The sequence below is a fragment of the Streptomyces sp. NPDC023527 genome, from assembly GCF_055560115.1.
This window is the reverse complement of the sequence record NZ_JBVHJJ010000001.1, coordinates 266,640-285,542: the sequence shown is the minus strand read 5'-3', so window position 1 is coordinate 285,542 and position 18,903 is coordinate 266,640. Positions and strand designations below refer to the sequence as shown.

Annotated in this window: 17 protein-coding genes; 8 read left to right on the top strand and 9 right to left on the bottom strand. The window is 71.7% G+C overall.

All coding sequences use genetic code 11. The features are described from left to right. Positions 1-147 precede the first annotated feature (147 nt). The 3 genes from ACZ303_RS01275 to ACZ303_RS01265 all read left to right on the top strand — a co-directional run bounded on the left by ACZ303_RS01275 (position 148) and on the right by ACZ303_RS01265 (position 3,172). The gene (locus ACZ303_RS01275) at positions 148-837 is read left to right on the top strand and encodes a maleylpyruvate isomerase family mycothiol-dependent enzyme (RefSeq protein ID WP_467333803.1); all 690 of its coding nucleotides are present in this window, start codon (positions 148-150) and stop codon (positions 835-837) included. A 9-nt stretch (positions 838-846) separates the two neighbouring features. Beyond that, the gene (locus tag ACZ303_RS01270) at positions 847-1,503 is read left to right on the top strand and encodes an MBL fold metallo-hydrolase (RefSeq protein WP_467333801.1); all 657 of its coding nucleotides are present in this window, start codon (positions 847-849) and stop codon (positions 1,501-1,503) included. Positions 1,504-1,888: 385 nt separating this feature from the next. Further along, a complete protein-coding gene (locus tag ACZ303_RS01265) occupies positions 1,889-3,172 on the top strand; it encodes an MFS transporter (RefSeq protein WP_467333799.1) in 1,284 nt (427 codons plus the stop codon). Positions 3,173-3,201: 29 nt separating this feature from the next. Here the strand turns inward: ACZ303_RS01265 and ACZ303_RS01260 are convergent, their stop codons facing one another. The 4 genes from ACZ303_RS01260 to uvrB form a co-directional block, all read right to left on the bottom strand. Next, entirely contained in the window at positions 3,202-4,227 is a 1,026-nt protein-coding gene (locus tag ACZ303_RS01260) for a TerC family protein (protein ID WP_467333798.1), read from the bottom strand. 201 nt (positions 4,228-4,428) lie between these two features. After that, the gene (locus ACZ303_RS01255) at positions 4,429-6,420 is read right to left on the bottom strand and encodes a TerD family protein (RefSeq protein WP_467333797.1); all 1,992 of its coding nucleotides are present in this window, start codon (positions 6,418-6,420) and stop codon (positions 4,429-4,431) included. A gap of 136 nt (positions 6,421-6,556) precedes the next feature. After that, a complete protein-coding gene (locus ACZ303_RS01250; RefSeq protein ID WP_467333795.1) occupies positions 6,557-7,135 on the bottom strand; it encodes a TerD family protein in 579 nt (192 codons plus the stop codon). 159 nt (positions 7,136-7,294) lie between these two features. Next, complete coding sequence (gene uvrB, locus ACZ303_RS01245; RefSeq protein WP_467333793.1) at positions 7,295-9,415, bottom strand: excinuclease ABC subunit UvrB; 2,121 nt, start codon at positions 9,413-9,415, stop codon at positions 7,295-7,297. 224 nt (positions 9,416-9,639) lie between these two features. Here uvrB and ACZ303_RS01240 point away from each other — a divergent pair, with 224 nt between their 5' ends. The 4 genes from ACZ303_RS01240 to ACZ303_RS01225 all read left to right on the top strand — a co-directional run bounded on the left by ACZ303_RS01240 (position 9,640) and on the right by ACZ303_RS01225 (position 13,088). Then, positions 9,640-10,569, top strand: coding sequence for a glycerophosphodiester phosphodiesterase (locus tag ACZ303_RS01240; protein ID WP_467333791.1), 930 nt, complete (start codon positions 9,640-9,642; stop codon positions 10,567-10,569). Positions 10,570-10,573: 4 nt separating this feature from the next. Continuing rightward, a complete protein-coding gene (locus ACZ303_RS01235; RefSeq protein WP_467333789.1) occupies positions 10,574-11,146 on the top strand; it encodes a methylated-DNA--[protein]-cysteine S-methyltransferase in 573 nt (190 codons plus the stop codon). Positions 11,147-11,256: 110 nt separating this feature from the next. Further along, complete coding sequence (locus ACZ303_RS01230) at positions 11,257-12,690, top strand: WGR domain-containing protein (RefSeq protein ID WP_467333787.1); 1,434 nt, start codon at positions 11,257-11,259, stop codon at positions 12,688-12,690. A gap of 125 nt (positions 12,691-12,815) precedes the next feature. Continuing rightward, positions 12,816-13,088, top strand: coding sequence for a DUF6343 family protein (locus tag ACZ303_RS01225; protein WP_467333785.1), 273 nt, complete (start codon positions 12,816-12,818; stop codon positions 13,086-13,088). Here ACZ303_RS01225 and ACZ303_RS01220 read toward each other — a convergent pair. After that, positions 13,085-15,250 (bottom strand): tetratricopeptide repeat protein, encoded by a 2,166-nt coding sequence (locus ACZ303_RS01220; RefSeq protein ID WP_467333783.1) that lies wholly within the window; start codon positions 15,248-15,250, stop codon positions 13,085-13,087. The two genes, ACZ303_RS01225 and ACZ303_RS01220, sit on opposite strands and share 4 nt — an antisense overlap. A gap of 145 nt (positions 15,251-15,395) precedes the next feature. Here ACZ303_RS01220 and ACZ303_RS01215 point away from each other — a divergent pair, with 145 nt between their 5' ends. Continuing rightward, positions 15,396-16,130, top strand: coding sequence for a hypothetical protein (locus ACZ303_RS01215; protein WP_467333781.1), 735 nt, complete (start codon positions 15,396-15,398; stop codon positions 16,128-16,130). Between the two features lie 274 nt (positions 16,131-16,404). Here the strand turns inward: ACZ303_RS01215 and ACZ303_RS01210 are convergent, their stop codons facing one another. The 4 genes from ACZ303_RS01210 to coaE all read right to left on the bottom strand — a co-directional run bounded on the left by ACZ303_RS01210 (position 16,405) and on the right by coaE (position 18,903). Continuing rightward, positions 16,405-17,139, bottom strand: coding sequence for a WXG100 family type VII secretion target (locus ACZ303_RS01210; RefSeq protein ID WP_467333779.1), 735 nt, complete (start codon positions 17,137-17,139; stop codon positions 16,405-16,407). Between the two features lie 7 nt (positions 17,140-17,146). Further along, positions 17,147-17,473 (bottom strand): hypothetical protein, encoded by a 327-nt coding sequence (locus tag ACZ303_RS01205; protein WP_467333777.1) that lies wholly within the window; start codon positions 17,471-17,473, stop codon positions 17,147-17,149. Between the two features lie 32 nt (positions 17,474-17,505). Beyond that, positions 17,506-18,087, bottom strand: a complete 582-nt coding sequence (locus ACZ303_RS01200) for a hypothetical protein (protein ID WP_467333774.1) — start codon at positions 18,085-18,087, stop codon at positions 17,506-17,508. Positions 18,088-18,303: 216 nt separating this feature from the next. Continuing rightward, positions 18,304-18,903, bottom strand: coding sequence for a dephospho-CoA kinase (gene coaE, locus ACZ303_RS01195; RefSeq protein ID WP_467333772.1), 600 nt, complete (start codon positions 18,901-18,903; stop codon positions 18,304-18,306).

Sequence of the window (18,903 nt, the reverse complement as noted above, 5' to 3'; positions counted from 1 at the left end):
CGGGGGGCCTCTGACAAGCGGACTGCCGATCAAGAGGCGCGCGGATGTCGTAGGTGATGCCACTCACGACCATATAGCACGTACATTCGATTTACGGCGGGACTCAGCCACCTTCACCCGGACGAGTGGCGGCGCTATCGTCGGCACATGATCGATCATGTGCACGACCTGAACTCTGTACGTGAGGCAACCGACCAGCTGCTCTCCGCCCTCGGCAAACTGGACAACGCCGCGGTCTCCGAACCGTCACGGCTGCCCGGCTGGACCCGAGGCCACCTCCTCGCCCACCTCGCGCGCAACGCGGACGCCCTGGTGAACGTGTTGGAGGGCCGCCCCATGTACGAGAGCGCCGAGGCCCGCGACGCCGACATCGAACGGGACGCCTTCCGCCCGCTCGACCTCCAGCTCGCCGACCTGCGCGACAGCGCCGCCCGCTTCCTGCGGACCTCCGACGCACCCGCCGACTGGAACCGCACCGTCACCCTGCGCAACGGCGTGACCGACTCCGCCGCCCGCGTCCCCTTCCGCCGCCTCGTCGAGGTCCGACTGCACCACGTCGACCTGGACATCGGCTACGAACTGGACGACCTGCCGGAGGAGTTCACCGACCGGGAGATCGCCTTCCTCGCCGAGCGCTTCTCGGGCCACCCCGACCTGCCCGCCTACACGCTCGCCGCCGACGACGGCCGGCAGTGGCACACGGGCCGCCCCGACGGCACCCCGGTCACCGTCACCGGCCCCCGGGCCGACCTGCTGGGCTGGCTCGCCGGGCGAGGCGACGGAGGGGCGACACTGCAGGCCGACGGAGCCGCCCTGCGGCCGCTCCCCCCGCTATAGGCTGGGATCATGACGTACAGCGGAGCGGTGAAGGTCGGCGGACCGGCGGACGTGCACGAGCTGACGGACCTGATGATCTCGAAGGTCGCGGTCGGCCCCATGGACAACAACGCCTATCTGTTGCGCTGTCGCGCGACGGACGAGCAGTTGCTGATCGACGCCGCCGCCGAGCCCCACACCCTGCTCAGCCTGATCGGGGACAGCGGGATCACCTCGGTCGTGACCACGCACCAGCACCCCGACCACTGGGGCGCCCTGCGCGAGATCGTGGACGCCACCGGCGCGCGCACCTACGCGGGCCGTTACGACGCCGAGGGGATTCCCGTACCGACGGACGTGCTCGTGGAGGACGGCGACACCCTCCGCGTCGGCCGGGTCGAGCTCACCGCCCGGCACCTGACCGGTCACACACCGGGCAGCATCGCCCTGGTCTACGACGACCCACACGGCCACCCCCACCTCTTCACCGGGGACTGCCTCTTCCCGGGCGGCGTCGGCAACACCCACGACGACCCCAAGGCCTTCGCCGACCTGCTGCACGACGTCGAGACCAAGCTCTTCGGGCGGCTTCCGGACGAGACCTGGGTCTACCCGGGACACGGCTCGGACACCACACTGGGCGCCGAGCGCCCGCACCTCGCGGAGTGGCGCGAACGCGGCTGGTGACCTGCGCGGGGCCTGCGGAGAGAGGCCTGCGGGCATGAAAAAACGGGCGCCCTGGGCGCCCGTTCCGCTCTGCTCCGGCCGCTGCGGCGGGTCCGGACATCAGTGAGGCCGTCCCACTCAAACTCCGGGTGTGGCGGCCTCTACAAACCACCATACTCCGCCCCAAAGGGACCGCAAGCCCTCACTCGTAATTTTTTTCGCGACCTTCCTGGACGCCGCCCCGGGCGCCGCCCGCAGGCGGTGGCGCGATCCCGTACGACGGCCCGTCGGCGATCTCCCCGCACGCCCCCGGTCGCACCTCCGCACGCCCCGTTTCCTTCCCTGCCCACCGGAAGTTGGGCGTTACATGCAACGCGACCGTTCACCGGGTGACCGCCCTACCGGCATGCTCCGCCTGGCAACCGCGTCCCTGGCGGGCACCGCCATCGAGTTCTACGACTTCTTCGTCTACGGCACCGCCGCCGCGCTCGTCCTCGGCCGGCTCTACTTCCCGACCGTCTCACCGCTCATGGGCACCCTCGCCGCCTTCGGGACCTTCGGGGTCGGCTTCCTCGCCCGCCCCCTCGGCTCGGTGCTCTTCGGGCACATCGGCGACCGGCGCGGGCGGCGGCCGGTCCTGATCATGTCACTGCTGCTGACGGGGCTCGCGACCGTGGCCGTCGGCCTCGTACCGGCCTACGACAGCATCGGCATCGCGGCGCCCTGCCTGCTGCTGGTCCTGCGCTTCGCCCAGGGGCTGGGGCTCGGCGGCGAATGGGGCGGCGCGGTGCTGCTGACCGCCGAACACGCCCCCGCCCGCCACCGCGTCCTGTGGTCGAGCTTCCCGCAGGTCGGACCGTCGGTGGGCTTCCTGCTCGCGAACGGCATCACCCTCACCCTGTCCGCCACGCTCACCGACGAGCAGTTCCTGTCCTGGGGCTGGCGCGTGCCCTTCTGGTTCGCGGGCGTCCTGGCCGTGGGCGGGCTGCTGCTGCGCGCCCGGCTCACGGAGACCCCGGAGTTCCGCGAGCTGGCCGACCGGGGCGACGTCGCCGACGTCCCCCTCGCCGAGGTCGTCCGCGGCCACTGGCGGCTGGTCCTGCTGACCGCCGGCGGGCTCTCCATCGGCTACGCCGTCTACTACACGATCACGACGTGGTCCCTCGCCTACGCCACCGAGAGGCTCGGCGTGGACCGTACGGTCATGCTCGGCTGCATCATGGCGGCGATCGCCGTCTCGGGCGTGGCCACACCGCCGCTCGCCTACCTGGGCGACCGCTGGGGGCGCCGCCCGCTGTGCCTGGTCGGCGGCGTGGCGATGGCGCTGTGGATGGTTCCGCTGATCGCCCTCCTGCACACCGGGCGTCCGGTGTGGATGCTGCTGGGCTTCACGGTCGGGATGCTGGCCTTCGTCACGATGTTCGCCGTCGTCGCGGCGTATCTGCCCGAGCTGTACGAGCCCCGGGTGCGCTGCACGGGCGCGGCCGTCGGCTACAACCTGGCCGGGGTGCTGGGCGGCGCCGTCACCCCGCTCGTCGCGACCGCCGTGTCCCGGGGTGGCGGCCCGCCCTGGGGCGTGGCCGTCTATCTGACCGCCGTCGCCCTGCTTAGCCTCGGGTGCTTCGCGCTGCTTCCCGAGACCCGTCCCTCGACCGCCGCCGGACCCCTCGCCGAGGGCGCGCCCGCCTGAGGCCGGGCGGTCGGCACGGCGGTCGGGCGTCAGGCCCGGGTGCCGCTGGTCACGCCGCGCGGGTCGTCCTGGCCGTCGTGGGGGCCGTCGCCGAGCGCGGCGGCCTCGGCGGCCGCCTGCTTCTTCGAGGCCCGGAGGCTGGTGACGGTGGTGATGACCAGCACCGCGCAGATGACACCGAGCGAGACCGGGATGCTGATCTCCGGGACCGGCACGCCGTTCTCGTGCAGGGCGTGCAGCACCAGCTTGACGCCGATGAAGCCGAGGATGACCGACAGGCCGTACGAGAGGTGGACCAGCTTCTTCAGCAGGCCGCCTATCAGGAAGTACAGCTGGCGCAGGCCCATGAGGGCGAAGGCGTTGGCGGTGAAGACGATGTACGGGTCCTGGGTGAGGCCGAAGATCGCGGGTATCGAGTCCAGCGCGAAGAGGACGTCGGTGGTGCCGATCGCCAGCATGACGATCAGCATCGGGGTCATCAGGCGCTTGCCGTTCTCGATGACGAACAGCTTGGTGCCGTGGTAGCGGTCGGTCGAAGGGAAGCGCTTCTCGACCATCTTCAGGAAGCGGTTCTCCTCGAACTCCTCCTCTTCGTCGGCGCGCGCCTCCTGGATGAGCTTCCAGGCGGTCCAGATGAGGAAGGCGCCGAAAATGTAGAAGATCCAGGCGAAGTTGGCGATGATCGCCGCGCCCGCGCCGATGAAGACGGCCCGCAGGACGAGGGCGATGAGCACCCCGACCATCAGGACGCGCTGCTGGCATATCGGCGGAACCGCGAACTTCGCCATGATGAGGACGAAGACGAAGAGGTTGTCGACGCTGAGCGACTTCTCGGTGATGAAGCCCGCGAAGAACTCACCGGCGGGCCGGCCGCCGCCGAAGACCAGCAGCCCCAGCCCGAAGAGTCCGGCCAGGGCCACCCAGACGGCGGTCCAGACGCCGGCCTCCTTGAGGGAGACCTCGTGCGGCTTGCGCCCGCCGATGAAGAAGTCGGCGGTGACGAGGGCGCACAGACCGAGAATGGTCAGCGCCCACAGGGTCAAGGAGACGTCCATGGGGTCCTCCGGCACTCGTACGGCAACTGCCAGCGTCGTCGCTGCCGGAGGAGCCCCGGATACATCTCGGGACGCCTCCGCACCAAAAACAGTACAGGAAGACCCAAGGAACGGTAAAGGAATCCCCAAAAGCCCTGGCCAGGGGTTATGAGGGGTGCCGGTCGACGCGGGCCGGAGCCAGCCGGATCCGGCCCGCCGGACTCAGATGCCGTACGCCTGACGCGCCTGCCCGACCCGCCGGAGCACCTGCCCCAGCACATCGCTCCCGGCGGGCGCCAGCGACGGCTCGTACGTCCAGGCGTGCCCGACCCAGGGGTCGGCCAGGTGGTCGTCCGGCACCGGCGTGACCCTCAGCAGGGCCCGCCACAGCGGGTCCAGGACCGGCCCGTACGCGCGGGCGTCCTCGCGGTCGGCGACCATCATCAGATGCACCCCCACGGACGGCCCCTCGTCCGCGAGATAGCGCAGCTGCGTCACGGCACGGTCGTCGAAACCGTGCGGGAAGTCATTGACGATGAGCAGCTGTTCGGCCGTGTCGAGGTCCGGCGGCAGCGAGTCGACGGCACCGCTGCGGACCGCCATCTGCACCAGGTCCACGCGCTTGGTCAGCCGCTCCAGCAGCGCGGTCACACCCTGCGCACCGGCGGCCGGGGGCTCCCGCAGCGCCCCGGACCCCAGCAGCGGCGCCAGCGAGGTGCCCGCGGACCCGGCGGGGTCCATGACGTGCAGCGTGAAGTCGCCGACCGGGTAGACGGCCAGCAGGCGTGCGGCGATCGCGACGGCGGCGTCCATGGCGAGCCGGCGCAGCTCGGAGGAGTCCACCAGGGCCGCCGACGAGCCGGACGACCGTCCGCTGTCGATCCACAGGCCGCGCTCCAGCGGCAGCCGCACCAGCATGGGGATCCGCAGATCGGTGCGCTCCGGCAGGTGCAGGTCGCCCAGGCGCAGCGCCATCGGCGTCTCCAGCGGCACCTGGTAGCCCTGCCACACGGGGCTGTCCCAGCGGGCGAAGGCGGGCGGCAGGGCGTGCTCGACGACCTCGGACTCGGCGACGAGCTGGGTGAGGTCCCGGTCGAGCACGGCACGGGCCTGCTCGACGAGGGCCGTCCGCTTGGCGCGCGCCTCCTCCCGCGCGGCGTCGGCCGCGGGTCCGACGCGGGTGCGCGGGTCGGAGAGCACCGTGTCCAGCTCCCGTTCCAGGCGCGACTCCGCGAAGTCGACCGCACTGCGGTAGGCGGCCGTGGAGCGGGCCAGGTCCTCGAACATGCCCCACACCTGGTTGTAGAGCCGCTCGTCCATCGTCCAGCCGGTGGCGTCGCCCGCCACGGGCCGCGGCGGCTGCCCGGGCTCGGCGGGCGGCACGGCGGGCGCCGGGGCCGGCGGGGTGGCCGTCTGGCGGCCGGGGTGCTGATAGCTGACGGGTCCCGCCGGGGCGGGCGGACGGGGCTGGTCGGGGGCGGCGCCGGAAGGCCGGGCGGCGGGTGCCGGACCCGGCCGGCCGTCCGCGGCGCGGTCGCCCGCGCCCTGATCGCCCGCGGCCCGGGCGTCCGCGGTGGTGCCGCCGCCGACGGGCGCCGTCCGGCGGCCGTCGGCTTCGCTGCCGCCGGCGGGGCGCGGGCGCGGCGGCGCGACCGACCGGGCCATGCGCTGGGTGACCGCCTCGTTGATGGCCGTCGCCATGGCGGCCGCGTCGACGAGCCCCTGGTCGAGCAGCATCGCGGCGAGGCCGCCCGCGTACCCCTGACCGACGGCGCGCACCTTCCAGGCGCCCTGCCTGCGGTAGAGCTCCACCGCGACCACGGCCGACTCGGAGTCGAGGTCGGTCACGGTGTAGCTGGCGACCTCGGTGCCGTCGAGGCCGGTGACGGCGACGAACGGCGCGGCCATGGCACCGAAGCGCGCCGGTCCGCCGGCGCCGTCCGGCAGGGCGAGCAGCACATTGACGTGGTACGCGGACTCCGGAAGGGCGTCCAGGTCGACGGCCAGCCGGTGTTCGGCCGCGGCCTGCCGGGACACCTCCAGGCCGGGGAGCCGGTGCGAGGCGGGGTGGACGACCCACTCGGGACCGGCGACCTTGCCGTCGGCGTCACCGAGGGTGGCTCCCGCCACGATCGGCTCATCCGCCGAGATCCGGATCTCCAGACGGGTCTGCGACAGCGGGTGGTTCTGTCCCCGCACCAGCTCGGCCGTCATCCCTGCGCCCCCTTGTTGTGTGTTTCTCGCCGTGCGTGTCGTGCTTGTCGTGCTGCTGATCCTTCGCGCGCGCGGGCCCGGCGGAGACAGTCTCCGCCGGGCCCGGTCCGTCCTTGCGCGCGTGCGCCGTCGAGCCCTACAGGCTCGGCAGGATCGCCGGCATGAGGTCCTGGAACGTCCGGCCGTTGGAGGGGGTGCCGATCGCGGTCATCTGCCAGCCGGCGCCCGCCCGGTGCACCTTCGCCATGATCTGCGCGGTGTACTGGCCGCCGCCGTCGAGGGTGTAGCGGGCCAGCTCCTGGCCGTTGGTCTCGTCGACGAGGCGGCAGAAGGCGTTCTGCACCTCCGCGAACGTCTGGCCGGTGAAGGAGTTCACCGTGAAGACGATCTGGTCGATGTGCACGGGAACGCGCTGGAGGTCGACGAGGATCGCCTCGTCGTCGCCGCCGGTGCCGGCGCCGCCGACGAGGTTGTCACCGGTGTGCCGCACGGACCCGTCGTCGCTGACCAGGTGGCGGAAGAAGACCACGTCCACCGGCTGGTCACCGGCGAAGAGCACCGCCGACGCGTCGAGGTCGATCTCCTTCGTGCGCGACCCGAACAGTCCGCGGCGGCGGGCCGACTGCCAGCCGAGCCCCATCCGCACCGCGGTCAGGGTTCCCCCGTCGGCCTTCTGCAGGCTGATGCCCTGACCCTTGGACAAGTTGACCGTCACGCGCAGTCCCTTCTCGTTCTTTCTTCCCCGTGACCGCGCGTCCGCACGGCCTCCTCGAACGACCCTATGCACTGCCGTCGGGCGCGCATGCACCCGGGCGGGATTTGTGGCGGTCTTGCAACATGCCAGGGCGCTTCCGCGAAGGAGCGGCGCCCGCCGTCAGGCGAGCCCGACCTCCTTCATCTGCCGCAGCTCCTTCTTCAGCTCGCCGACCTCGTCCCGCAACCGGGCCGCGACCTCGAACTGCAGCTCCGCCGCGGCGGCCCGCATACGGTCGGTCATGTCCTCGATGAGCTGGGCCAGTTCCGCCGCGGGACGGTCCGTGGCCACCACGGCCTTCGCCTTGCCCTTGCCCTTCGTCGCGGCCCCACCCGCGGCCGCCGTGGGCACGGGCGCCTTCCCCTTGCCCTCCCGGTAGCCCGTGCCCAGGAGCTCCTGGGTGTCGATCTCCTCGCGGGCGAGCGAGGCGACGATGTCACCGATCTTCTTCCGCAGCGGCTGGGGGTCGATGCCCCGCTCCTTGTTGTACGCGATCTGCTTCTCGCGACGGCGGTTGGTCTCCTCGATGGCCTTCTCCATCGCCGGGGTGACCTTGTCGGCGTACATATGGACCTGTCCGGAGACATTGCGCGCCGCACGGCCGATGGTCTGGATCAGGGACGTCCCCGACCGCAGGAACCCCTCCTTGTCGGCGTCCAGGATGGCGACCAGGGACACCTCGGGAAGGTCGAGGCCCTCGCGCAGCAGGTTGATGCCGACCAGCACGTCGTACTCACCGGCGCGCAGCTCGCGCAGCAGCTCGATGCGGCGCAGCGTGTCGACGTCGCTGTGCAGATACCGCACCTGGATGCCCAGCTCCAGGAAGTAGTCGGTGAGGTCCTCGGCCATCTTCTTGGTGAGGGTGGTGACCAGGACGCGCTCGTCCTTCTCCGTGCGCGTACGGATCTCGTGCACCAGGTCGTCGATCTGGCCCTCGGTCGGCTTCACGACGACCTGGGGGTCGACGAGGCCGGTGGGCCGGATGATCTGCTCGACGAAGCCGTCGCCGCGGGAGAGCTCGTACTTCCCCGGGGTCGCGGAGAGGTAGACCGTCTGCCCGATGCGCTCGGTGAACTCCTCCCACTTCAGCGGCCGGTTGTCCATGGCCGACGGCAACCGGAAGCCGTGCTCGACGAGCGTGCGCTTGCGGGAGGCGTCGCCCTCGTACATGGCGCCGATCTGCGGGACGGTGACGTGCGACTCGTCGATGACGAGGAGGAAGTCCTCCGGGAAATAGTCCAGCAGGGTGTTGGGCGGCGAGCCGGGCTCACGGTCGTCCATGTGCAGCGAGTAGTTCTCGATGCCGGAGCAGGAGCCGATCTGACGCATCATCTCGATGTCGTACGTGGTGCGCATGCGCAGCCGCTGGGCCTCCAGGAGCTTGCCCTGCTTCTCCATGCGGGCGAGGGTCTCCTCCAGCTCGGCCTCGATCCCCGCGATGGCCTTCTCCATGCGCTCGGCGCCCGCGATGTAGTGGCTGGCGGGGAAGACGTAGAGCTCCTGGTCGTCGGAGATGACCTCGCCGGTGAGCGGGTGGAGCGTGGAGAGCGCCTCGATCTCGTCGCCGAACATCTCGATCCGTACGGCGAGCTCCTCGTAGACCGGGAAGATCTCGATGGTGTCGCCGCGCACCCGGAAGGTGCCCCGGGTGAAGGCCAGGTCGTTACGGGTGTACTGGATCTCCACGAAGCGGCGCAGCAGCTGGTCGCGGTCGAACTCCTGGCCGACCTTGAGCGGCACCATGCGGTCCACGTACTCCTGCGGGGTGCCGAGGCCGTAGATGCAGGACACCGAGGCGACCACGACGACATCACGCCGGGTGAGCAGCGAATTCGTGGCGGAGTGGCGCAGCCGCTCGACCTCCTCGTTGATCGAGGAGTCCTTCTCGATGTACGTGTCCGACTGGGGGACGTACGCCTCGGGCTGGTAGTAGTCGTAGTACGACACAAAGTATTCGACGGCGTTATTGGGCAGCAGCTCGCGGAACTCATTGGCGAGCTGGGCCGCGAGCGTCTTGTTCGGCGCCATCACGAGCGTCGGCCGCTGGAGCTTCTCGATCATCCACGCGGTGGTCGCCGACTTGCCGGTGCCGGTCGCACCCAGCAGGACGACATCCTTCTCACCTGCGCGAATGCGCCGTTCCAGCTCGGCGATGGCGGTGGGCTGGTCACCGCTGGGCTGGAAGGGGCTGACGACCTCGAAAGGCGCCACCTTGCGTTCGATCTTCGATACGGGCCGCATGGAACCACCGTACGGCTCACCACTGACAACCGTCGGGCGCCGGCCGTTCCGCCCCCGTTTCCCGGGCGAACGCAGGGCGAAGAACCGGCAAAGGTCGCGCGGCTCCGCGTGCCGCGCCCATCGCCATCGCGTACTTGTGTGGTGCAGCCCCTTCCCGTACACCGGGGACCGTGACGCGACCGCGTCCGCGGTCCCGCCGTGTCCAGACGCCGCGAGGAGCCCGAATGCGCATCCGCCCCGTCTCCGCCGTGACCAGCGCGTTGCTCGGTCTGTCCACGATCACCCTCGCCACTCCCCCCGTCCACGCCGCCGCACACGCCGCCGCGCGGACGCACACCCCGGTCGCCATCGGCCACCGCGGGGTGCCGGCCGAGGCGCCGGAGAACACCCTGGCCTCGATCGACAGAGCCGCCCGGCTCGGCACCCGCTGGGTCGAGAACGACGTGCAGCGCACCAAGGACGGCGTTCTGGTCGTCATGCACGACACCACCCTGGAACGGACCACCGACGCCAAGAAGCGCTACCCCGGCCGGGCGCCCTGGAAGATCGCGGACTTCACCCTCGCGGAGATCGAGAAGCTCGACGCGGGGAGCTGGTACGACCGCAGGTTCGCCGGCGAGCGGGTGCCGACGCTCAAGCGCTACCTCCAGCGCGTCGACCGCAACCACCAGAAGCTGCTGCTGGAGGCCAAGGCCCCCGAGCTCTACCCGGGCATCGAGCGGCAGCTGCTGACCGAGCTGCGCCGCGCCGGGTGGCTCGACCGGGACCACGTCCAGCGCGATCTGATCGTCCAGAGTTTCAACGCGGACTTCCTCAAGACCTTCCACGGCCTGCGCCCGGACGTGAAGACGGGCTTCCTGGGCGCGCCGAAACCGGCGGAGCTCGGCTCGTACGCGAAGTTCGCCGATCAGATCAACCCCAGCCACCGCGGCGTCACCGCCGCGTGGGTCCGGTCCGTCCACGCGGTGAAGGGCCCGCACGGCAGGCCGCTGGAGATCTCGGCGTGGACCGTCGACGACGGCGACCGGGCCGTGGAGCTCGCCCGGATGGGGGTGGACGGCATCATCAGCAACGCCGCGCACGTGGTGGAGGCGGCGCTGGCCGGGCGGCCGCGTACGTCCATGGCCGCCGGGGCGGGGGACGCCCTACGCTGATCGTGTGACGGACACCGAACGGACCCCGCCGCCCCGGCCGCAGGGGTGGGCGTGGACGACGATCGACTCCTCCATAGGCCCCGTGGGCCTCGCGGCGACGCCCAGAGGGCTCCTGGAGGTCGCCCTGTGCGCCGACCGGACCATCATGGACAGCATGGTCGACCGCCTCACCCGGCGCCTGGGCACCGGCCCCGGGGCGAGCCCTTCCGCCTCCCATGACCTGCTGGCCGAGGCGTCGGCGGAACTGGCGGCCTATTTCGCCGGCCGCCGGGAGACGTTCTCCGTACCGCTGGACTGGTCGCTGACCGCCGGGTTCAACCGCGAGGTGCTGCGCGAGCTGGCCGCCCACGTCCCGTACGGCTCCGTGGTCAGCTATCAGGACCTGGCCGACCGCGTCGGCGAGCCCGGCGCGGCCCGCGCCGTGGGCACGGCCATGGGCAGCAATCCGCTGCCGATCGTCGTGCCCTGCCACCGCGTCGTCGAAAGCGGCGGTGGCCTGGGCGGATTCGGCAGCGGGCTGGAGGTCAAGCGGGCCCTGCTGTCCCTCGAAGGGGTGCTTCCGCAGCCCCTGTTCTGACCCGCGACGGCCTCGGCGCACCGGCGCCGAGGGCCGATTGTCAGTGGCAGCCCCTAGCGTTCCCGTCAGTGGAGATCGGCCACCGCGGCCGAGGGGAGAGGGGCTTTGCCATGTCTGCGAACACGACGTATCTGGAGCTGTCCCAGGATGGCGGCGGTGCGCACAAGTTCTATGAGGTGACGGTCGACGGCACGACCGTCTCGGTGCGTTACGGGCGGATCGGGGCGGCGGGCCAGGCTCAGACCTCCACCTTCCCGACCGTCGAGAAGGCGCGGGCGGCCGCGGCGAAGAAGGTCGGCGAGAAGGTGCGCAAGGGCTACGCCCCGGCCGTGCCCGGCGGGCGCGCCGCCCGCGCGGTGACGCGCCGTCAGGTCACCTCGGCGCCCTCGACGGCGCGGGCCGTCGCCCCCGTGCTGTGGCGGTTCGGCACCGGCTCCTCCGCCTTCGGCATCCACATCGACGAGGACCGCTGCTGGGTGGGCAACCAGTCCGGCGACGTCTACACCCTGGGCCACGACGGCGAGGTGCTGGCCCGCTATCAGCTGCCGGACGGCGTCAAGTGCCTGGTGGCCGACGACTTCTGGATCTACGCCGGGTGCGACGACGGGACCGTCTACGACCTCTCCTCCAAGCTCCCCTTCGCCGCCTACGAGATCGCCTCCGACGTCGACATCTTCTGGCTCGACATCCACGACGGCGTCCTCGACGTCGCCGACCGGAACGGCGGCCTGACCGTCATCGACCACGAGGACGAGCACCAGTGGTCGCGCAGAAGCGCGGGCGCGCACGCGTGGATGGTCCGCCGCGACGCCCACGCGGTCTACCACGGCCACAGCGAGGGCGTCACCGCCTACGCCCCCGACGGCACCGGCGAGCTGTGGCACACCCCGACCACCGGCGCGGTGCTCTTCGGCTGGCAGGAGGACCACTCCGTCTACGCGGGCACCAACCGCCGCGTCGTCCAGCGCCTGTCGAAGACCACCGGCCGCGTCGAGGCCACGTACCCCTGCGACAGCGTGGTCTACTCCTGCGCCACCGCCCCCGGCGGCCGCTACGTCTTCGCGGGCGACTCCGCCTCGTCCATCTACTGCTTCGCCGCCGACGGCACCCGCCTGTGGAAGCTCGGCACGGGCGGCGGCTCGGCGCTGTCCATGCAGTACCGCGACGAGAAGCTCTACATGGTCACCACGGACGGCTCCCTGGTCTGCGTCGACGCGAGCGAACAGGCCATCGCGGCCGCCCGCTCCGGCACGGTCCCCGTCCCCCTCGACATCAAGTCCGCCGCCGCCGTCCCCACCTACACCCCGGCCACCACGGTCCGCACTGTCACCACCGCCTCGGCCCCCACGACCGGCATCGTCGTCGAATGCGTCCAGGAATCCGGCCGTCTCCGCGTCCACGTCGTCACCCCCGGCTACGACCCCGCCTGGAACGTCCAGTTCCCCCGCCACATACGTCAGCCGGGGGCGCGGTACGTGGTGGACGCCTTGTCCCCGTCGTCCGGCTTCTACCGCGTCCGGGGCGAGATCCAGCGCCTGATCTGAGCGGCGGCCGTGGAAGCGGCTGGGCCGCCCGTCCTGGGCCGCTCCGGGAGCGCTGACGACGGCTCCCCGCCATGCCTGCCCCCGCGACCGGAGAGGTGTTTCCTGGTAGTGGGAGATGGTGCGCCATGCGTACAGGCAGTGAACCGGCGACGGCCCGGAGTCCCCTGCGGCTGCGGTGTGGGCTGGCCGCTTGGGGGCTGGTCTGGGCGGTTGCCGGGACGGTGCTCTTCGCCTGGGCCGGGCACCCTGGGTGGGCGATCGCCTGCGCGGTGCTGGTCGTGGTCACCGCCGTGGACCTGGCCCTGGTCATCCGGCACATCCGGCAGGGACCCCACTACCAGCCGGGCCGCGACGTCCCCCCGTACGAACCGGTCAGGGACACCCGGCGCAAGCCCTAGCTCGCCGCGGGGAGGCCGAAGTCGGCGCCCGAGATGTCCGCGAGCTCGCCGACGATGCGCAGCAGGGGCTCGCGGAGGCCGGCGAGGGCGGTGCGCATGGCCGGTGCGTCCGGCCAGGACTGTTCGTGGGCCACCGGGCTCGTACCGTCGGGGCGCACGGCCTCATGGGCGGCGAGCCGGGTGTGCCACTCGCTGGTGAACGGGCGCAGGGTGCGGTTGAGCAGGTCGTCGGCGATGCTGTGGACGGTCCGGGTGCCCTTGGGAGCCGGCTGGTCGGCCAGGTTGATGCTGTACTGCCGCAAGGTGGTGCGCGTGAACTCGAACATCGCGTGCAGCGAGGCGAGCGCCTCGCGCAGGCTGCCGGCGCCGGGGGCGAGCTCCTGGACGCCGATCCGGGTGGCCAGTTCGACCTGGAGGTCGAAGGCGGCCATGCGCTCCAGCTCGCTGGGCGCGGCGTCCCGCTGCGCGGGCATGTGCGGCTTCATCTGCGGCTCCCTCGTGCCGGTGGACGTGCCGGCGGTGCCGGGGCGGGCTCCGACGCGGCCCAGCGTAGTGCCGTAGGAGGTGCGCAGCGTCCGCAGCACGGCGTGGCGCAGCCGTTCGGCCCGCGCCGGTTCGGGGTCGTGGCGCGACCAGGCGTGGATCAGCAGCGGGTGCGCCGACCAGGAGCGGGTTCCGGCGGGGGCGAGGAGGCTGCGGCCGCGGAGTTCGGCGATGCCGGAGTCGAGGCGGCGGGCCGTGGCGATATCGGGGACGGTGGCTGCCGACGACAGGGCTCGTACCGCGTCGTCCCTGGTCAGCGGCGTCGGCGAGAATGCCGCCGCGAGGCGCAGCACGTCCATGGCGCACGGCCCGGCCGCCGGCACGTCCCGGACCAGCGCGGCCGTCACCTCGGCGGGATAGCCGGTCGGCAGGACACGGCCGCGCGCGAGGACGTCGAGGAGGGAGCGCCCCGGGGTGTGGAAGCGGTCGTGCAGGGTGGTGTAGCCGTCGGCGGTGGCCGACGACAGCAGGTCCAGCGCCAGCGGATGCCCGGCGACGGCCGCGCACAACGCCTCGGCCGCCGCGCGCTCCTCCGGCCCGCCGGGGGTGGCGGCGTGGGTGAGCAGCGCGTACGACTCCTCGGGCCCGAGCGGCCCCGGCTCGACGGGCGTGGCGAGCGCGTCGTACCGGCGGCTGCGCGTGGTCAGCAGTGTGCGGCCCAGCGGATGGGGCGCGCACAGGCGGGCGACCTGGTGGGCGGTGAGCTGGTCGGAGAGGTCGTCGACGATCCACAGGAACGGTTCGCCGATGGACGCGAGGCGGTCCCCGAGCCGGCCGGCCACCTCCTCCGGAGACCCTCCGCGCGGCAGCCCGTGCGCCGCGGCGAGGGCGCGCAGGCTCTTCTCGTAGGGCTCGTACGGGCCGTATGGCGCGGCCGTCCCGTACAGGTCGCCGGCGCCCGCCGCGTCGCGGGCGAGCCAGTGGATGCCGCCGGGATAGGCCGCGGCGAAACGGGTCGCGTACTCCTGGGCGAGCAGCGTCTTCCCGATGCCCGCCATGCCGCGGATCTGCACCGGACGCGCGGCACTGTGGCCGGTGGTGAGCGGCGCGGCGTGGCGGTGCAGGGAACTGTGCACCTGCCACAGATCCGGCAGCCGGCCCGTGAACGCCGGGGCGGGCGAGGGCGCCGGGCCCGGCAGCCAGTGGGCGGCGGGCGGCGTCTCCGGGGGCCCGATGGGGTCCGCCAGGGCGGAGACGTGGGCCCGTACGTCCGCGATGAGGGCGTCCAGCGCCACCGCGCCGTCCGGCAGCGCCCAGTGCTTGGCGTCGCGCAGCTCGACGGGGTGGATGTGATCGGCGGTCGGCTCGGGGTTGACGACCATGACGCGGCGGCGCGGATCGCCCTCGCGCAGCCCGGCCAGATACGCGGCCGTCAGCTCCCACTGACACGCCTGCCGCTCCGGGTACGCCGCGGAATAGCAGGCCAGCAGCGCCTTGGAGCGGGCCAGCCCGTCACGGATGGCGTCGCTGATGCCCGCGAAACCCGCGACCGTGACCTCGTCGACGAAGACGTCCAGACCGGAGGCGAGCAGGCGCTCGCGGAGCGGTGCGACGCGGTGGGCGTCGCCGCGGCTGTAGCTGAGGAACACGTCCCAGCTCCGGGAGCCCTGTCCCTCCACGCCCGCTTCTCCTTCTCCGTCTCCTCAGCCTCGCAGGTCCCGCCCGCCTCCGCCGCTTCTCCTTGCCGGATTCCGGCGGCGTTCCGGCCGATCCCTGCCTGCCTCGGCCGGCCCTAGCCTACTGTGGGCCCCGGGGAGGAAGATCATGCGACGGATACGCAACGCCGCCGGCCGGACCAGGCCCAAGCAGATCACGGTCCGGATGGCGATCCCGATGCTCGGCGACATCACCGGCGTCTGGGAACCGGTCGAAGCCGAGCGCAAGGCCGCCTGGGAGCTGTACGCGGAGCTGGCCACGCGCATCTCGACCGTCGAACTCGGCCCCGAGGAAGGCTTCCTGAGAGAGGCGCTGTCCTCCTTCTACAGCCTCTTCGGCACCACCCGCGACATCCTGCGCCGCTACGGCCCCGATGTCGCCCCGCGCCGCGGCCCCGGCCAGATCACCTTCGGGGCGCTGGCCGTGACGGTCCTCAACCAGGCACTGCGCCCGGTGCTGGCGGCGTGGCACCCCCGCCTGGCCGCGTACGAGTCGCTGCGCCCGGCGGACGTGGACCCGGTGTCGTACGAGCGCGTCTGGGAACACGCGGCGGCGCTGCGGGAGGAGATCTCGCGGGTACGGGAAGTGCTGGTCGCCCTGGCGAACTCGCTGGCGGAAGTGGCGGGCTCGGCGGACCTGCTGCGACCGGCCACCACGCCATACCCCCCCCCGGAGGCCGGACGGGGTGAGCTGAGGCGGCGGGGGGTCAGAAGCGCTGTGGCGCGCGGCCGCCGCCGTCGCCTTCACCGTCGAGGAAGCGGCGCGCTTCGGCCATATGCCGCTCCCGGTCGGCGGCGGGGAGGCGTTCCCACTCCTCGTACGCCTCGACGGCCCTGCTGGTGAGCGTCTCGGCGTACGTGTCGACGGTCAGACACTCGCGCAGCCCCATTCTGCCGCTGAGCACTTCCCGGGCCATTTCCTGAAGGACCTTCCCGGCCCCTCCTTCGGCCAGGGCCCGCAGCGAGGTGTGCACCATGCGCGCACGGGCCGGATCGCGCCCCGGCGTCAGGAATTCCTCGGGTCCCACGTGGCGTTCCGCCACTCTCCACAACCTCCTGAAAACGTCAGTCGTCGGACAACCGGCCGCAACACCGCTCACACGGCGATCACACAGCGCTCACACAGCGGGATGGTCATAGGCATGTCGCGGAAGGGGAAACCTCTCGAGTTTCGCCGCGAGTTCGCCGCCGGCCCGTCCCAGCACCGCATAGCCGGCGTTCATCAGCAGCTGAGCGCTGTTCACGAGCTTGGTCGCCTTCTCCCATTCCTTCGCGATGACCGTCGCTTCCGCCGCGCCCAGGGCATAGCCCATCGCCGTGGCCCAGCCGGTCCAGCTCAGTGCCGTCGCGGCGGCTCCCACGATGCATACGGTCATGGCGGCGTCGATCATCGCGCTGACGCACTCCGCGATGGCCTCGGCCGCGGCGGCGACCCCTTGGGCGACAGCGGTGTATTCGTCGCTCATCGCCGTCAAGGAGGCACTGATCTCGCGCAGGTCTTTGCGCACAGCCTCGAAGTAGTGGAAAGCGGCATCACCGGCGGCCCCGTCCCAGGTCCGGTTCAGGGCCTTGTTCCCACTGTCCAGGTTCCGTGCGACGGCATCGCACGCCTTTCCCAGGTTCCGCCAGGACTCGGCGCATTTCGCGTAGGCCTCCCAGTCCCCCGCGAAGGTGTCCTCCAGCCATTTCACCGGGTCGTGGGGGAGAACGAGTTCGATGATTTTCAGCAACCATGACCCGGGGCTGAGGACATCGCAGACCGCGTTGATCGGGCTCAGCGGGTCGATGAAGTCCGCCGGCTTCCCGGGAGGGGTGAGATGCGCCGTGGGCTCCGCGCTGTCGGTGAATGCCATGCGGGAATCAACGCCCCGCTTCGCCGGGCGCCGCGGTCACGGTCCCATCCATGGAAGCGGCCACGGACCGGTCGGTGCGGCGGTAGAAGGAGGCGGAGGCGTCGAGTTCGCCCGCCGAGCCCTTCAGGATGTCCGCGAGGTGCCGCAGGACACGGAGCACGTTGCCGCGTAATTCCTCGTGCTGCTCCATCGCCCTCGCCAGCAGCCCCGCCTCAGCGGCGGAGACCTTGGTGAACTTCCGTGCGTAGTCGAGCATTTCCTGCGCGTCGTCGGCGGCACGGCGCACCTGACCGGCATACTTTTCCAGCTCCACGGGCCGCACTCGAAGAGTCATGCGGATTCCTCTCTCCCGGGTGTGGGCGACGATCAGGGCGAAACGCAGGCCAGCACCAGACACAGGGCCATGCCCGCGCCCCCGACCAGCAGCAGACCTTTGACGTAGCTCGCGCAAGGCGACCTGCTGATCAGCTCGCGAGCGGCATGGAACTCTTCGAGGCTTCGCGCGTGGAAACCGACGACGACCGCCGTCAGCCCCTGCGAGAACGCGATCACCCCGAAGAACACGGCGCACAGCCAGCCCCAGCACGCGCGCGGACTGACCAGGGAGTAATCGGAGCCCTCGCGGTAGACCTCGACCCGCTCGCCGGGCACATAGAAGCCCCTGAGCTCGGCGTCCGTCCGTACGGACCGGCCGCCTTTCGGCCGGAAGACGCCGGAACACCGCGTTTCGTCGTGCGAGGAGCGGCTCGATGACCGGTGTGTCGTCCAGCAATGGCCGATGGTCACCGTGCCCTTGTCCGCCGCGTAACCGGCGGCTTTCACCGATCGCGAGAGACAGAATCCCATTCCGGCCAGGCCGGCCAGCATGATGCAGAGCCCCAGCGCCCGCGCCCTGTATCTCGGACCGGGCGGCGGCGCGACGGGTCTCACGCCGAGCAGTTCCGGCATGGCCACGCGGCAATCCCCTCGCATCGATTTCGGTGATCGAGAGGAAACCCTACGCACACACCCGTGCCCCTGAACCGGCGTGCGTGAGGGTGGAATTGGGCCGCACCGGAGGACGAAGCCCCGCATCCCCGCGATGAAGCCGCGGATCGGGCCGGAAAGCGTGTCGGCGGCGCCCTCGTCACATCACCCGATATGACGAACGGCGCCGACAGGGCCCTACCGCGTCGCCCGCCCCGTCAACTCCGCCCAGACTTCCCGTACCCGCGGCTCCAGTTCCTCCAGGGACCCGTCGTTCTCGATGACGAGGTCGGCCACCGCGAGGCGTTCCTCGCGGGTGGCCTGGGCCGCCATGCGTGCGCGGGCCTCGTCGAGGGTCATGCCGCGCAGGCGGACGAGGCGGTCGAGGCGGGTCTCGGTGGAGGCGTCGATGACGACGACCAGGTCGTAGAGGGGGGCGAGGCCGTTCTCGGTGAGGAGGGGGACGTCGTGGACGACCACCGCGTCGGGGCCGGCGGACGCGGTGAGTTCGGCGGAGCGGGCTCCCACGAGTGGGTGCACGATGGCGTTCAGCGCGGCGAGCCGGTCGGGGTCGGCGAAGACGACGGCGCCCAGCTTGGGGCGGTCGAGCGCCCCTTCGGGCGTGAGGACCGCGTCGCCGAACTCGGCGACCACCGCGGCCAGCCCGGGGGTCCCCGGCTCCACCACCTCGCGGGCGATCTTGTCGGAGTCGACGACCACCGCTCCGTACGACGCGAGGAGCCGCGACACCTCGCTCTTGCCCGCGCCGATCCCGCCCGTGAGGCCCACATTCAGCAT

Coding starts and splice junctions, on each gene's coding strand:
- ACZ303_RS01275 (WP_467333803.1), top strand. CDS start 148: ATGATCGATCATGTGCACGACCTGAACTCTGTACGTGAGGCAACCGAC.
- ACZ303_RS01270 (WP_467333801.1), top strand. CDS start 847: ATGACGTACAGCGGAGCGGTGAAGGTCGGCGGACCGGCGGACGTGCAC.
- ACZ303_RS01265 (WP_467333799.1), top strand. CDS start 1,889: ATGCTCCGCCTGGCAACCGCGTCCCTGGCGGGCACCGCCATCGAGTTC.
- ACZ303_RS01260 (WP_467333798.1), bottom strand. CDS start 4,227: ATGGACGTCTCCTTGACCCTGTGGGCGCTGACCATTCTCGGTCTGTGC.
- ACZ303_RS01255 (WP_467333797.1), bottom strand. CDS start 6,420: ATGACGGCCGAGCTGGTGCGGGGACAGAACCACCCGCTGTCGCAGACC.
- uvrB (WP_467333793.1), bottom strand. CDS start 9,415: ATGCGGCCCGTATCGAAGATCGAACGCAAGGTGGCGCCTTTCGAGGTC.
- ACZ303_RS01240 (WP_467333791.1), top strand. CDS start 9,640: ATGCGCATCCGCCCCGTCTCCGCCGTGACCAGCGCGTTGCTCGGTCTG.
- ACZ303_RS01230 (WP_467333787.1), top strand. CDS start 11,257: ATGTCTGCGAACACGACGTATCTGGAGCTGTCCCAGGATGGCGGCGGT.
- ACZ303_RS01225 (WP_467333785.1), top strand. CDS start 12,816: ATGCGTACAGGCAGTGAACCGGCGACGGCCCGGAGTCCCCTGCGGCTG.
- ACZ303_RS01215 (WP_467333781.1), top strand. CDS start 15,396: ATGCGACGGATACGCAACGCCGCCGGCCGGACCAGGCCCAAGCAGATC.
- ACZ303_RS01210 (WP_467333779.1), bottom strand. CDS start 17,139: ATGGCATTCACCGACAGCGCGGAGCCCACGGCGCATCTCACCCCTCCC.
- ACZ303_RS01205 (WP_467333777.1), bottom strand. CDS start 17,473: ATGACTCTTCGAGTGCGGCCCGTGGAGCTGGAAAAGTATGCCGGTCAG.
- ACZ303_RS01200 (WP_467333774.1), bottom strand. CDS start 18,087: ATGCCGGAACTGCTCGGCGTGAGACCCGTCGCGCCGCCGCCCGGTCCG.
- coaE (WP_467333772.1), bottom strand. CDS start 18,903: ATGCTGAATGTGGGCCTCACGGGCGGGATCGGCGCGGGCAAGAGCGAG.